Raw genomic sequence first — 13,307 nt, 5'->3', positions numbered from 1 at the left:
ATGAAGTTCACCCGCATTCATCTGGCACTCGTTGCCGCGACCAGCATGAGCCAGGGACTGGTCATGGCAGAGACCAGCGACAGTGATGTCGGCACCATTGGGGTACAAGGCAAGGCGAGCGCAGGGGGCGGTTACATGGTCCCGGAAGAAAGCATCAAGGGCCGCTCCACGGTGACCAAGGAAGCACTGGACAAGCAGGCAGCAACAGGCAATGCCATCGATAAGCTCAAGTACACCCCAGGCTTGAACATCTCCAGTGAAGACAACACCGGCCTCTCGGGTTTTCGCTTCACCATGCGCGGCATGAACTCCGACCAGGTGGGCATGTCGGTGGACGGCATGCCGATCAACGACTCCGGCAACTACGCGCTGTACTCCAACCTGCTGGGCGACCCGGAAAACATCGACCAGATCTTCGTCACCCAGGGTGCTTCGGAATCCGACGGCCCGCACATTGGTTCCAGCGGCGGCAACATCGGCATCGTGACCATTCGCCCGACCAAGGAAACCGGCGCGTTCGTCAAACAGGTGGTCGGCAGCAACGCCACGCGCAAGACCTTCGCCCGCCTCAATACCGGTGAAATCAACGGTCTTAGCAACTGGCTGTCGGTGTCCCATACCGAAGGGCAGATGTGGCGTGGCTCAGGCGCGGTGCGTGCGGACAAGGTGGAGTGGAACAGCTTCTTCGACGCCGGCAACGGCAACACCGCCAACCTGATCCTCAAGTACCACGAGCAGGACAACAACAGTTACAGCCAGTTGACCAAGGCGCAGTTCCAGCAGAACGGCCGCAAGTACGATCCCTACCCGGCCACGCCGAGCGTGGGCAGCAACGGCAAGTACAACAGCTACTACGCCCTGGCGCAGAACCCGTTCCAGACCTTCACCGCCGTGCTCAACACCCAGTTCAAACTGGCCGACAACCTGGCGCTGTCGGTGATCCCGTATTACTACTGGGGCAACGGCAGCGGCGTCGGCTCGTCCGCCTATGCGCTCAACCGTGGCTCCAACCAGGGTGGCGTGTTCGATCTGGGCAACCTGCCCACCGCCGCCCAGTACAACGCCGATGGCACACCGAACAGCGGCGTGTACTACCGCCCTTCACGCACGCAAACCTGGCGGCCGGGCATCACCACCAAACTGACCTGGGACCTGGGCGACCACAGCCTGCAATTCGGCTACTGGTACGAGCGCGCACGCCAGAGCCAGACCCAGCCGTTTATTCCCCTAAAGAGCAACGGCAAGCCAGTGGATACCTGGCCGGATTCCAACAGTGCCATCGTCGATGCCAACGGCAACCAGGTCCAGGGGCGCGACCGCTTCACCGTGACCCCGGCGCAAAAGGTCTGGGCCCAGGACACCTGGTACATCAACCCGGATTGGACCTTCATCGCCGGCCTGGCCTACATGAACGTCGAGCGTGAAGGCACCAACCATGGCAGCCTTAACGAACGCCCGGAAAAACGTAACCAGACCTACAACAAACTGCTGCCCAACGCCGGCCTGAAATACCAGCTGGACGAGCGTGACCAGTTGTTCTACAGCCTGTCGCGCAACATGCGGGTACCGCAGAACTACGTGCTCTACGACAAAGGCGCCGGCTCGATCGACGCCGAACCGGAAACCAGCTGGAACCATGAACTGGGCTGGCGCTACAGCGGCGACGACATGACCCTGGCCGCCACCCTGTTCTACATGGACTTCAAGAACCGCCAGGTTTCGTCCCGGGACATCAACGGCGACTTTGCCGACATCAACGCGGGCTCCGTGGTCAACAAAGGCCTGGAGCTGGAATGGAGTGGCCAGTTGCCCCACCACTTCAACTACTACACCTCCTACACCTACACCAAGGCCGAGCAGCAGGATGACCTGACCGTCTACAACGCCAGCAAGCCCATCGTGCTGCCCACCAGCGGCAAGCAGTTCGCCAACGTGCCCAAGAACATGCTGGCGGCCAACGTTGGTTACGACGACGGGCGCTTCTACGGCACCTTCGGCGGCAAGTACACCAGCAAGCTCTATGGCGACCTGACCAACGACGAAGCCATTTCCGGACGCACCGTGTTCAACCTTGGCGCCGGTATCTACCTGCCGGTGGACAAGAAAGTCGTCAAGGACGCGACCCTGCGCCTGAACGTCGACAACCTGTTCGACAAGAAGTACCTGGACGGCGTGTACACCACCAAGACCAACGCGGCCAGCTACAGCGGTTTTCGCGATGGCGACCCGGCCTACATCGTTGGCCTGGACCGCACCGTAACGGTTTCGCTGGAAGCGAATTTCTAAGACTGACCCAAGAGGAACACCAGCATGGATATGAACCTGCTCCACGACGTCACCTTCTATGTGATGTACGCGGCGATGGCCATTGCGATCTTCATCGCCATCGAACGCGGTATCTACTTCGCCTACGTGCGCCGCCAGGCTCGGGCGTTGATCGACGCCCTCGGCGCCCCCGTGCACAGCGAGCGTGACCTGCCGGAAAACCTGAGCCGTCGCGACAGCCTGCCGCTGAACATGATCCTGCCGGTGCTGGCGCAGAAAGCCTCCAACGGTTCACGCAAGGACCTGGACGACGAAATCGACACCCAATACCTCAAGACACGCGCCCCGCTGGCCCGCAGCCTGTGGATCATCGAGACCATTACCACCGCCGCCCCGCTGCTGGGCTTGCTGGGTACCATCCTCGGCATTATCGACACCTTCAAGGCGCTGGCCACGGCGGGTGTTTCCGACCCAGGGCAGATTTCCGGTGGTATCGGCACGGCGTTGTTCGCCACCGGCCTGGGTATTGCCATCGCGCTGTTCTGCGTGGTGTTCCACAACTTTTTCCAGGACAGCCTGGAACGCATCAACGACCAGTTGAAGATCCTGTTGATCCGCGCGGCCAGCGGAGCCCGCGTACAAGGCGAAGTACCGCACCTTGTACCAACCTCCTTGCACAGCCGCACAGCGTGACCCGTCGGGCGGGCGCGTAATACGCCCGCCCCTTTGTTTTGTCCGATGAGACGCCTATGTCCCTTTCGATGAAGTTGCGTATCGCCAGCCTCGCCGGCGTGTTGCTCAGTCCGCTGGCCCAGGCGGACTTTTCCATTCCGGGGTTTGAGCTGGTGCACACCGTGCCGGTGGATACCGCCCTGGTCACCGCCGATTTGCGCCAGACTGGCCCGGTATGGATCGAGCTGTTCGACAGTGCGAAGAGCCGCATTGATATCGGCCAGTTCTACGCCGTCGATCATCCCGGCTCGGTGATGAACACGGTCATCGAACGCCTTGAGGCTGCCGGCAAGCGCGGCGTGAAAATTCGTTTTTTGCTGGAAGAAAAAGGCCTCAGGCTGTCGGAAGCTGCCACCCTGGAACGCCTGCGTGCGATCCCCAACCTGACCTTGCGGGTGCTGCCCTACGGGCAACTGAGCGGCGGCATCATCCACGCCAAATACCTGCTGGTGGATGGCACGCAGGCGTTTATCGGCAGCCAGAATTTCGACTGGCGCTCCCTGGAACATATCCACGAAACCGGGCTGCGCATCAGTGACGCAGCCGTCGTGGGCCAGGTGCAGGCGATCTTCGATCAAGACTGGCAAGCCCAGGCCGCGCTCGCCGATAAACAACCGGTACCGCTGCCCGCCCCCGGCCAGGTTCCCTTGCGTACCGGCAACTACCTGGTGGCCAGCCCGCAACGCTACAACCCGCCAGGCGTAGGCGACTCACAGCTGGAACTGCCACGCCTGCTGGGCGAAGCCAAAAAAGAAGTGCGTGTGCAATTGCTCGATTACGCGCCACTGTCCTACGGGCCTGATCGAACCCGCCCGTACTACGCGGTGATCGACAACGCCGTGCGTGCCGCTGCTGCCCGTGGGGTGTCGATCAAACTGATGGTGTCCAACTGGAACACCGATAAGCTGGAACTGCCCTACCTCAAGAGCCTGGCGGTATTGCCCAACGTCGAAATCAAGATCGTCACCCTGCCCGAAGCCAAGCAAGGTTTTATCCCTTATGCCCGAGTGATCCACAGCAAGACCATGGAGATCGACGGGCAAGTGGCGTGGATCGGCACCAGCAACTGGTTGGGCGGTTACCTGGATAACTCGCGCAATCTGGAGGTGGTGATGCGCAGTGAAGCGATGGCCAGGCGTGTAGGGCAATTGCATGAGCAACTGTGGGACGGGCCCTACGCCAGAGCCTTGAGCGTGACGGATGAATACCCTGAGCCCCATCCTGGCCAGCATTGACCTTGGGCACCTGAGTAGTGGTAGTGTGTGGAAATGTTTCCGACTTGCCTGTCAGAAACACCCTACTCACTACCTGCAAAGGAATGCCTTAAACAATGCACTTTCCACTCAAGCAATTGACCGTTGCCACCCTGTTCGCGGCTAGCCTTTCGGCACTCTCAACCCCCGCTTTCGCCAACATCAGCGCAGACCAAAGCGCGGCGATTGTGAAGAGCTTCGGCGAGAAATCGGTCACCGATTTCCGCAGCTTCCTCGGCAACCTGGCCAAGGGCGAGCTGGGTAAATCGGCTGACGTCGGCCCGGCTATCAGCGCCTTTCTCGACAACAAAACCCTGAACGCCGAGCAACAGAACGAGATCAATCGCCTGCTCGGTATCTACACCCGTGTGAAGTACGGCAAGGCTGCCCTGGAAACCTTGCGCGAACTGGTGGAGATTCCGACCTTCAACGTAGACGGGCTGCCACAGTACAAAAACCCGGAATTCCTCAAGATCGCCGACAAGATCCAGGCCCTGGCCAAATCCTTCAACCTGAACTTCCGTAACGTCGATAACCGTGTGTACGAAATCTCCCTGGAAGGCAGCGGTGATGAAGTCGTCGGCGTACATGCCCATGCCGATGTGGTGCCGGTCACGCCGGAAAACTGGGTGCTGCAAGATGGCACCAAGCTCGACCCATTCAAGGTCACGCTGATCGGCGACCGCATGTATGGCCGTGGGACCGAAGATGACAAGAACGGCATCGTCGTGGCGATGTATGCCATGAAGGTGATCAAGGAAGAAAAACTGCCGCTGGCGCGCACGTTCAAGCTGCTGGTGGACACCACCGAAGAAACCGCCGGTGACGCGATTCCCTACTACTTCGAACGCAACCCCGTGCCGCAATACAACCTGGCGCTGGATGGCGGCTACCCGGTGGTGATCGCCGAGAAAGGCTCGGGCACCGTCATGGCGACCTTCCCGGTGCGCAAAGGTGAAGGCACAGGCGCAGAAATCATCGCAATGACCGGCGGCAAGGCCACCAACCAGATTCCATCGGTTTCGGTCGCTACGCTGGTCAGCGATAAGCCTGCTGAGTTAGCGGCCAGCCTGCAGCAGGCCGGTAATGATTATGCCAAGCGCAACGGCGGCAATTTCCAGGTCAGCGCCAAGGTCGATGGCAAGGACGTCAAACTCACTGTCACCGGCGTATCCGCCCACTCCTCCGAACCCGAAACCGGGGTCAACCCGGTGGCTCGTATGCTGGAACTGATCCACGGCGTCGACGGCAAGATTGCCCTCAAGCACAACCACATCACTGATGCGGCGCGTTATGCAGCGGACAACTGGGGCCTGGATTACCTGGGCGGCAAATTGGGCGTGGGCTTCGCCGATGACTTCATGGGGCCGTTGACCACCTCGCCGACCTTTGTCGGCCTGGATGACAAAGCCTTCAAGCTGGCGGTGAACCTGCGGGCGCCGAAGGGTAAAACCCCGGAGGCACTCAAGGCACAGATCGAACAGAAACTGAATGCCTGGAACCAGCAAGCCAAGGTCAACGTGAGCTTCGCCTATTCGCTGGATACACCGATGTACCGCAACCCTGAAGGTGAGTGGGTCAAAGCCTTGCTGGCGGTCGCCACGGAAAACCTGGGCATGCCGCACAAGTTCGGCACCTCGGCCGGTGCAACCTCGGTGCACGACTTGCCCAATGGGGTGCAGTTTGGCCTGGCCCGTCCGGAAGAGAAGTACACCGGGCACACCGACAGTGAGTTCAAAACGGTTGAGCAGTTCCTGCTGGACCTGCAGATCGTCACTGAAATGATGGGCCGCGTCGGGCAGTTGCCGAAGCTCTGACCCATGCTCATCGCCTGAACCACCGCTTTCGCAGCCTCGCTGAAGCTCGACAGCTCCCACAGGGGATCGGCAGTTCTGGGTTGATCTCGGTTGGCAGCACCATCGCGCCAAGCACAACTCCCGACAACAACACCGCCCAAATGTGGGAGCTGTCGGGCCCCGGCGAGGCTGCGATGGCGGCGGCACAGGCAACATTTTCATCGCCTGAATCACCGCTTTCGCAGCCTCGCTGAAGCTCGACAACTCCCACAGGGGATCGGCAGTGCTGGGTTGATCTCGGTTGGCAGGGCCATCGCGCCAAACACAACTCCCGACAACAACACCGCCCAAATGTGGGAGCTGTCGGGCCCCGGCGAGGCTGCGATGGCGGCGGCACAGGCAACATTTTCATCGCCTGAACCACCTCTTTCGCAGCCTCGCTGAAGCTCGACAACTCCCCCAGGGGATCGGCAGTGCTGGGTTGATCTCGGTTGGCAGTACCATCGCGCCAAGCACAACTCCCGACAACAACACCGCACAAATGTGGGAGCTGTCGAGCCCCGGCGAGGCTGCGATGGCGGCGGCACAGGCAACATTTTCATCGCCTGAACCACCGCTTTCGCAGCCTCGCTGAAGCTCGACAGCTCCCACAGGGGATTGGTGGTGTTGGGTTGATCTCGGTTGGCATGGCCATCGCGCCAAGCACAATTCTCGGCAGCAATGGCAGGCTCTTCAGGCTTGCAACATCAGCATGTCTTCAAAGAACCCACCCACTGGCTCAGTGGGATGGCACAACTGGATCTCCAGCACCCAGGCCATTTCGCTCGGTGGGATCTCCAGGTCAGCCAACTCCTTGCTTTCGAACAAGGCATGGGGGAAATCCGCAAGGCGATGCCCCGCCAGATTGCGTGCCAGCCTCCAGCCTTTCGACACGGCGCTCTGTTCGGCGAAGTCGTAGAGCTCGCGCCCGGTCAGCCCACGCAGCCACGCTTGGCGGGTCTCATCGAACACCTCATGCAACGCAGTCCTGCACGCCAGATGCAGCGGCAACTCACCGAAGATGAACGTGTCGCCGTAGTCGCCTTCATAGCCGTCCCATACCGGCCCCAGGTCGACCACGATGATATCGCTGGCGCGCAGTTTGCGCTGACGATCAACACCTTCGCGGGAGGGCCGGATGGTGTCGGGGCCAAAGCGAATGTAAGTCGGGTGCCAGGTGTGCGAGGCGCCCATGGCCGTGAGTTGCTGGGCGGCCATCTCCAGGGCTTCGCCGGTGGTCATGCCGACCGTCAACCGGCTGGCGATGGCCGCCAGGGCGCGTATGGATTTTTCTCGCGCCGCCAACATCCCGTCCAGGGAATAGCGCGGGCCGACTTTTTCCCAGATCGGGTCGAACGACAGCGACACCGCCTGCGCGCTTGACCGGCCACTGGCGACAAACGCCTCCGCGACAAACCGATGGCTCGGCAACCCCGCCTCAACGCAATGGGCACGCACCTGGCTAAGCATGGGGCCGTTACCACACGCATAGACCTGGGCCGCCTCCCAATGATGCCCGTGGCTCAATGCAACCTCCTGCACCCGCCCCTCGGATGATCGCACCGAATGCCAGCGAAAACGGGGGTGCTCGAGCATCGATTCATCCAGAAAGGCGCCGTCATAAAAGTCGGTTGACTGCGCGCCGCCCCAATACAACGTCACCTCGACATTGCGTTTGAGCGCGGTCAACAGGATCGGCTTGATGCCCGCGTAACCGGTACCCGTGGCAAACAGCACGACGGGCGCTGCGTCATCGTCCTGCCAGGTGCAGGCGCCAAACGGTCCTTCCAATTGCATCCGCGCCCCCACGGCCAAGCCATCCAGTACGCCCTCGGAAAAGTACCCGCCGCGCACCCGACGAATCTGGAAGACCAAACGCCCCTCGTCCTCTGTTGGCAGGTTGGCAACCGAGAAGCAACGCGTGTCGCCGTCTGCCAGGTGGAACTTGAGGTATTGGCCAGCTCGCACCTTCAACGGTGTATCGGGCTTGAGCATTAACTCAATGACATCAGGCCCGAGCGCGCGCTTGCCAATAACCTGAGCGCCAACGACCAACGCAGGCGTATCCAGGGACCAGCCGGGAATCTCCAGGCGCATGTCGGTGCAGGCATGGCTCTGGCAAAGCAACATTTCATTGGCGGCCAGGGGGTAACACGGCGCCGGCGCATCCGGCGCCAGGCGCTTGGCCCGGTACTCACCTGCGGCGACCACCACCTTGCAGGAGCCGCACGCGCCGCGGCGGCACGAGAACGGCACGGCCAGGCCGCTGGCAAGCATGGCGTCGAGCAACAGTTCGTCGCCGGTCTCAAAAGTTTTTCCCGAGGGAGACAGTTCGATGACATGGCGTGTGTTCATAAAGACCTCGGGGTAAGTGAGGCCTGGATTGTTACGCTAGACTAGGACCATTAAAACCTCCAGATTTGGATACTTCAGATGGTCCAGTTGCGTAAATGGCGCCCCCTGCTCAAGCTTGACGACGACACCCGCCAGGCGTCCTATCGCAAGATTGCCGAAGGCTTGGTCACCGCGATTGTCGAAGGGCGCCTGCCGCCTGGGACGTTGCTGCCGGGCACACGGGAAATGGCACAAATGCTCGACGTCAACCGCAAGACGGTGATCCTGGCCTATGAAGAAGCGATGACCAAAGGCTGGCTGATCAGCGAGCCGCGCCGTGGCACATTCGTCAATGCGCAACTGGCGCCAAAGCCCTTGCCCTGTGCGGTGCAACCGTCTTTCGCCCCACTGCTGCTGGACCAGCCGGTGGTACCGTATTTCACCCATAACGCCCAGGTGGTCGCGCTTCAACATCGGCACAGTGCGCTGTTCTTCGACAATGGCACCAGCGACCACCGCTTGCTGCCCCAGGCCGTGTTGCATCGCTACTATCGCCATGCGCTGCGTAACAGCTTCGCCTCCAACACGGTGCGCTACGGCAGTGAGGGCACCGGCTATCAGTTGCGCTGCGCCCTGGCCGAGATGCTGCGCAATAACCGCGGGCTGACAGTGACTGCCGAAAATATTTGCCTGACCCAAGGCACGCAGATGTCCCTGTACCTGAGCGCCAGCCTGCTGATCAAGCCTGGCGACGTGGTACTGGTGGAGCGTTTGAGCTACCCGCCGGCGTGGGAAATTTTCCGCAAGCTCGGCGCGCAGTTGGTCACGGTCGACATCGACGATGAAGGTTGCCGCACCGACCAGGTCGAGCGCTTATGCCGCGAGCACACGGTGCGCCTGATCTACCTCACGCCCCACCACCAATTTCCCACCACCGTGAGCCTGCATGCCGCACGTCGACAACACTTGCTGGCATTGGCCGCGCAACATGACTTTTGCGTGATCGAAGAAGACTACGACCACGAATATCACTTCAGCGGCCGCCCTTACCTGCCGCTGGCCAGTGACCGCGGCCAGCGCCATGTGATCTATATCGGCTCGTTATCCAAGGTGCTGGGCTCGACGTTTCGTTGCAGTTACATCGTGGCCCCCACGCAAGTGATTGAAGCCCTGCAGCGCAATGCCGCACTGATGCTGGGCGATGCCGATGCGGTCGCACAGACCATGCTGGCGGACTTGATCAATCACGGTGAGTTGAAAAAACACCTGCGCCGCGTTTCGAAGGAATACAGGGCGCGCCGCACCGTGCTGCGCGACTGCCTGGACCAGGCATTCGGTGAGCGCATACAGATACGCGAGCCCGAAGGTGGCTTGGCGCTCTGGGTTCGTTTCGAGGATAGCCTGGACGTGGATCGCTTGGTGCACACCGCCTTGGAGCATGGGCTGGTGGTACGCAGCGGTCGTCAGTTTTCACCCAGCGACCAAGCGGAAAACGCACTGCGCCTGGGCTTTGCCTCCCTGGACCGGGATGAGATCCATCACGCAACACAACGGCTGGCGCAGGCTATGAAAGCGATGGATAGGCGCTGAACGCGTGATGGCCCGGTGCAACGGTTCCTTTCCCGCTTACCTAGCCGTTCGGTCAGTTACCGCGCCGCCCCCTTTAACGTACCCTGGCCTCTGAACCTGTCGGAGCACTCGGGATGTCGCTGATCAACGCTGTCGAACGCGCCTGCACACGCCTGGCTCCCACCGGCTGGCGTGATCTGTTGCTGCACCATGGCTTGGACATAACCTCGACAACCCTGCGCGATGAACTCGCCAAACCCCTGCTCATCGATCGTACCCAGCCCGGCTTTGAGGACTTTTCGGCCGATGGCGTACGTGGCGTCGAGCCTGGGCACCCGGCCGCCAGCCTGCTGTTTCATGCATTCGCCTCGCCGAATGTGAACCTCGGAATCAACGGCAGTACACTCACAGCCTTCCCTACCCCTGCTGAAACCGAACACATCCTTAATTATGTCTACGGTGCCAATCCTCCCAGCATGGAGGTTTTGCAACTGGCCGCCGGTGATGCAGAGCTGGCGATTGCCGTGTTTGCCTATGAACACCGCCCCCGCCCCGAGACCGTGCATGGGCGCCAGGCCGACCTGTGCTTTTCCCGCACCGGAATCGCCCGGGTCGGTACGGCGCCAGCGCTGTATGACCCGCAACGCAGGGGCTTTTTGCCCTTTGTCGAGGACCAGCCCAATCAAATGCGCGTTATCCCGGCGCGCTACGGCGCGTTCATAGCGGCACGGCATGTGGGTCAGCCCGAGCGGTTCGGCCCGATGAATGCTCAATCCATCGACCATGATCTTGAGTTCTGGGTGCCCTTGCATAAGGTATTCGATGGCGACGAGTGCGTGGCGGGTATGGACCTGAGCGTTCAGTTGGTCAATCACCAGGTCAATGAAAAGATCGGTCAAATCCACAGACGCTTTCGCAATACCGGTTGGCAAGAGCCTGACATTCTCAACGCACCGTTCGTCATTACCGAGGGGTTATGTCATTGGGCGGATATCGATGGCTTTGCACCAGGCTTGCTGGTGCCCAACGCCAAGGAGCGGCTGGTGCAGCTGGCTCACTACCAAGGTCGACCGTTGTCCTTCATGATGCCCCCGGGCACCGGCGGCCTGGTGCATGGGCGCCATCATGTGCGTGACGACGGCTCGATTGAAGACCTGAATCAACGTGAGGATGTCGATGCCATCGTCAAGGCCGGAGGCTACCGAGCCTTACACTATCAGGACGCAATGGCCGATGGCTGGGTGCGCGCACTCTGTCCAGCACTGGAACTGCAGAGCATCGCCGCCTATTCGATTATCGGAGCACCGGATTTTTACCCGTTGTGTGGACAACGGGAACTCAAGCAATGGTCCAGCGACCCGCAGGTTTTTCCTTGTCCTACCCCACCCTGTCCGCAGGTATGGCACACGCGAGTCAACCCACTGTCCGATGTGCGGTTTTTCATCAATCAATCGCTCAGGGGCGGTTATTTTTCCGCTGAAGACCGCGGCGCCACTGCGATCGTCTCGCACCCCCAAACGTCCACGACTCCAAGCCCCGGACATCCGGCGGCCTATGCCCAGCGACAATCCTGCCTGCCGGATTTCGCCAGCGGCGTCTTCGGGCCTGGCTGGGAAGTCGGCCGTGGTTTGGTAGATGCCCCATTCACCAATATGCTGTGTGGCTATCAGTTAGCCAGCCCGTTCACGGAAGATGCACGCATCTGTGCTGCGCTGGGTTCGTACTGGCCAGGGGTGGCGCCTGATTCAACCCGTACGTTCGAACCACGCAATGTCTCTGCTACGGTCATCCCGCTGACTGACAACGAAATCGGCCTGCTAGACCAGCCTGCCTGGGATGGGCGTAGCGGCCCCTCACTGATCGAACTGGAGGGGCGCACGCTGGTTCAATACCAGGCTTATGAATACGGCGACTACACCCAGGCCGCGCTGGATGGCCGGATCTCACTGGCCGCGACCGGGCAGACCAGCACCAGGCAGTACCATCAGCGTGTCCTGGGCATGCGCCGCGCCTATCAAGCAGTCGGTGCGGGCTCAGACAGCGAGCAACGAAAACGCTGGCCGCTGCTGTCGTTTTTTCAGGTGCAATTACCGGACGAAGCTTTCGACGTCGCACAGCAAGAGGCCGGTTTGCGACTGGAAGGCGAGGTGGCGTACTACAGGCTTTACAAACACGGCGCGATCAGCACCCCAGCGCACGACTTCAAACTTCGTCATGTGGAAATAGAGCAAGAGATCGAACTGTATATGAGCCAGGACGCGCTGCTTATCCGCCGGGACGGGGAGCCCTGGCGACACCTCGATGAGTCACTTTGACGTCGTTGTTGTCGGCGGCGGCCCGGCTGGCTGCGCTGCAGCAATCCACTGCGCACAGCAAGGGCTACGGGTAGTCCTGCTGGAGAAGACCAGTTTTCCCAGACACCGGCCGGGAGAAACACTGCACCCTGGCGTTGAGCCGCTGCTGCGCCAACTGGGGATCACCCTCCAGAATTACCACCGCCACACGGGCCATTGGATTCACTGGGATGGCCCGCCTCGTTTCCAGGCATTCAGCGCAAGTGGCGACGAGCAATGGAGGGGCTTCCAGATTCCGCGAGCGTTACTCGACCAGCAATTACTTGAACAGGCACGCAATCTCGGCGTGCAGATCGTTCATCTCAGACATCCGAGCCGGGTATTGCTGGAGCAAGGTCGTGTTCAAGGCGTCCAGGCGCAAGCAGCACAATGGACCGGGCAATTTGTAGTAGATGCCACTGGGCATCACGCCTGGCTGCAACGCCAATTGAAAATACCCTTGCGCCGTTTTTCACCGCGGTTGGTCGCACGTTACGGCTACTGCGAAGACAGCAACCTGCCGGATGAAAAACTCGGGCTGTTTGCCCACTCAGACGGCTGGCACTGGATTGCCCGTATCAGCCCAACCTGCCTGCACTGGACCCAACTGGCGTTTGCTCAAGACGTGCCGCACCGCCTGATACCCAAGGCATTGGAGCCACTGAGGATGATCGGCCGGATTCGCGGAGCAGATGTCTCGTGGCGACTGTGCCGCACGACAGCCGGGAGCGGTTATTTTCTAGTCGGTGACGCCGCTGCGACGCTGGACCCGTGCGCCTCTCACGGCGTGATCAAGGCATTGATATCCGGCATGCAGGCGGCCTCGGCGATTATCGATTGTCGGTCCTGGCCGGCTGGCGAAATGACAGTGCAAGCGGCTTATCAGGCTTGGGTAAAAAAAACCGTCGAGCGAGACGTGCTCGCCCTACGTCGCTTCTATCGAGCCCACCCTTATCCACCTGGCTGGCTATGAGACGACCTCAACG

At 60.7% G+C, this 13,307-nt stretch carries 8 protein-coding genes; 7 read left to right on the top strand and 1 reads right to left on the bottom strand.

Translation table 11 applies throughout. The features are described 5' to 3' along the window. The 4 genes from TK42_RS21855 to TK42_RS21840 all read left to right on the top strand — a co-directional run bounded on the left by TK42_RS21855 (position 1) and on the right by TK42_RS21840 (position 6,067). Positions 1 to 2,286 carry a TonB-dependent receptor gene (locus tag TK42_RS21855; RefSeq protein WP_103735108.1) on the top strand — a complete coding sequence of 762 codons (2,286 nt, stop codon included), beginning with the start codon at positions 1 to 3 and terminating at the stop codon, positions 2,284 to 2,286. A 24-nt stretch (positions 2,287 to 2,310) separates the two neighbouring features. Next, positions 2,311 to 2,958: a MotA/TolQ/ExbB proton channel family protein gene (locus tag TK42_RS21850; RefSeq protein ID WP_005786664.1), complete on the top strand. Its 648-nt coding sequence runs from the start codon at positions 2,311 to 2,313 to the stop codon at positions 2,956 to 2,958. A 56-nt stretch (positions 2,959 to 3,014) separates the two neighbouring features. After that, positions 3,015 to 4,232, top strand: coding sequence for a phospholipase D-like domain-containing protein (locus TK42_RS21845; RefSeq protein ID WP_103735107.1), 1,218 nt, complete (start codon positions 3,015 to 3,017; stop codon positions 4,230 to 4,232). A 95-nt stretch (positions 4,233 to 4,327) separates the two neighbouring features. Further along, positions 4,328 to 6,067 carry a dipeptidase gene (locus tag TK42_RS21840; protein ID WP_103735106.1) on the top strand — a complete coding sequence of 580 codons (1,740 nt, stop codon included), beginning with the start codon at positions 4,328 to 4,330 and terminating at the stop codon, positions 6,065 to 6,067. A gap of 711 nt (positions 6,068 to 6,778) precedes the next feature. Here TK42_RS21840 and TK42_RS21835 read toward each other — a convergent pair. Continuing rightward, positions 6,779 to 8,440: a M24 family metallopeptidase gene (locus TK42_RS21835; protein ID WP_103735105.1), complete on the bottom strand. Its 1,662-nt coding sequence runs from the start codon at positions 8,438 to 8,440 to the stop codon at positions 6,779 to 6,781. Positions 8,441 to 8,518: 78 nt separating this feature from the next. Here TK42_RS21835 and TK42_RS21830 point away from each other — a divergent pair, with 78 nt between their 5' ends. From TK42_RS21830 to TK42_RS21820, 3 genes are all read left to right on the top strand, one after another. Then, entirely contained in the window at positions 8,519 to 10,009 is a 1,491-nt protein-coding gene (locus TK42_RS21830; protein ID WP_103735104.1) for a PLP-dependent aminotransferase family protein, read from the top strand. Between the two features lie 113 nt (positions 10,010 to 10,122). After that, positions 10,123 to 12,303 (top strand): hypothetical protein, encoded by a 2,181-nt coding sequence (locus TK42_RS21825; RefSeq protein ID WP_103735103.1) that lies wholly within the window; start codon positions 10,123 to 10,125, stop codon positions 12,301 to 12,303. After that, a complete protein-coding gene (locus TK42_RS21820; protein ID WP_103735102.1) occupies positions 12,290 to 13,294 on the top strand; it encodes an NAD(P)/FAD-dependent oxidoreductase in 1,005 nt (334 codons plus the stop codon). Before TK42_RS21825 ends, TK42_RS21820 begins: the two co-directional genes overlap by 14 nt. The last annotated feature ends 13 nt before the right edge of the window (positions 13,295 to 13,307 follow it).

Source organism: Pseudomonas sp. GZJR-8 (genome assembly GCF_002916705.1).
Taxonomy (GTDB): Bacteria; Pseudomonadota; Gammaproteobacteria; order Pseudomonadales; family Pseudomonadaceae; genus Aquipseudomonas; species Aquipseudomonas synxantha_A.
Note: the sequence above shows the minus strand (reverse complement) of the source record. Positions and strands in the feature narration are given on the sequence as shown.

Bases quoted from the DNA above. Each gene is read 5' to 3' on its own strand.
- TK42_RS21855 (WP_103735108.1), top strand. From the start codon at position 1: ATGAAGTTCACCCGCATTCATCTGGCACTCGTTGCCGCGACCAGCATG.
- TK42_RS21850 (WP_005786664.1), top strand. From the start codon at position 2,311: ATGGATATGAACCTGCTCCACGACGTCACCTTCTATGTGATGTACGCG.
- TK42_RS21845 (WP_103735107.1), top strand. From the start codon at position 3,015: ATGTCCCTTTCGATGAAGTTGCGTATCGCCAGCCTCGCCGGCGTGTTG.
- TK42_RS21840 (WP_103735106.1), top strand. From the start codon at position 4,328: ATGCACTTTCCACTCAAGCAATTGACCGTTGCCACCCTGTTCGCGGCT.
- TK42_RS21835 (WP_103735105.1), bottom strand. From the start codon at position 8,440: ATGAACACACGCCATGTCATCGAACTGTCTCCCTCGGGAAAAACTTTT.
- TK42_RS21830 (WP_103735104.1), top strand. From the start codon at position 8,519: ATGGTCCAGTTGCGTAAATGGCGCCCCCTGCTCAAGCTTGACGACGAC.
- TK42_RS21825 (WP_103735103.1), top strand. From the start codon at position 10,123: ATGTCGCTGATCAACGCTGTCGAACGCGCCTGCACACGCCTGGCTCCC.
- TK42_RS21820 (WP_103735102.1), top strand. From the start codon at position 12,290: ATGAGTCACTTTGACGTCGTTGTTGTCGGCGGCGGCCCGGCTGGCTGC.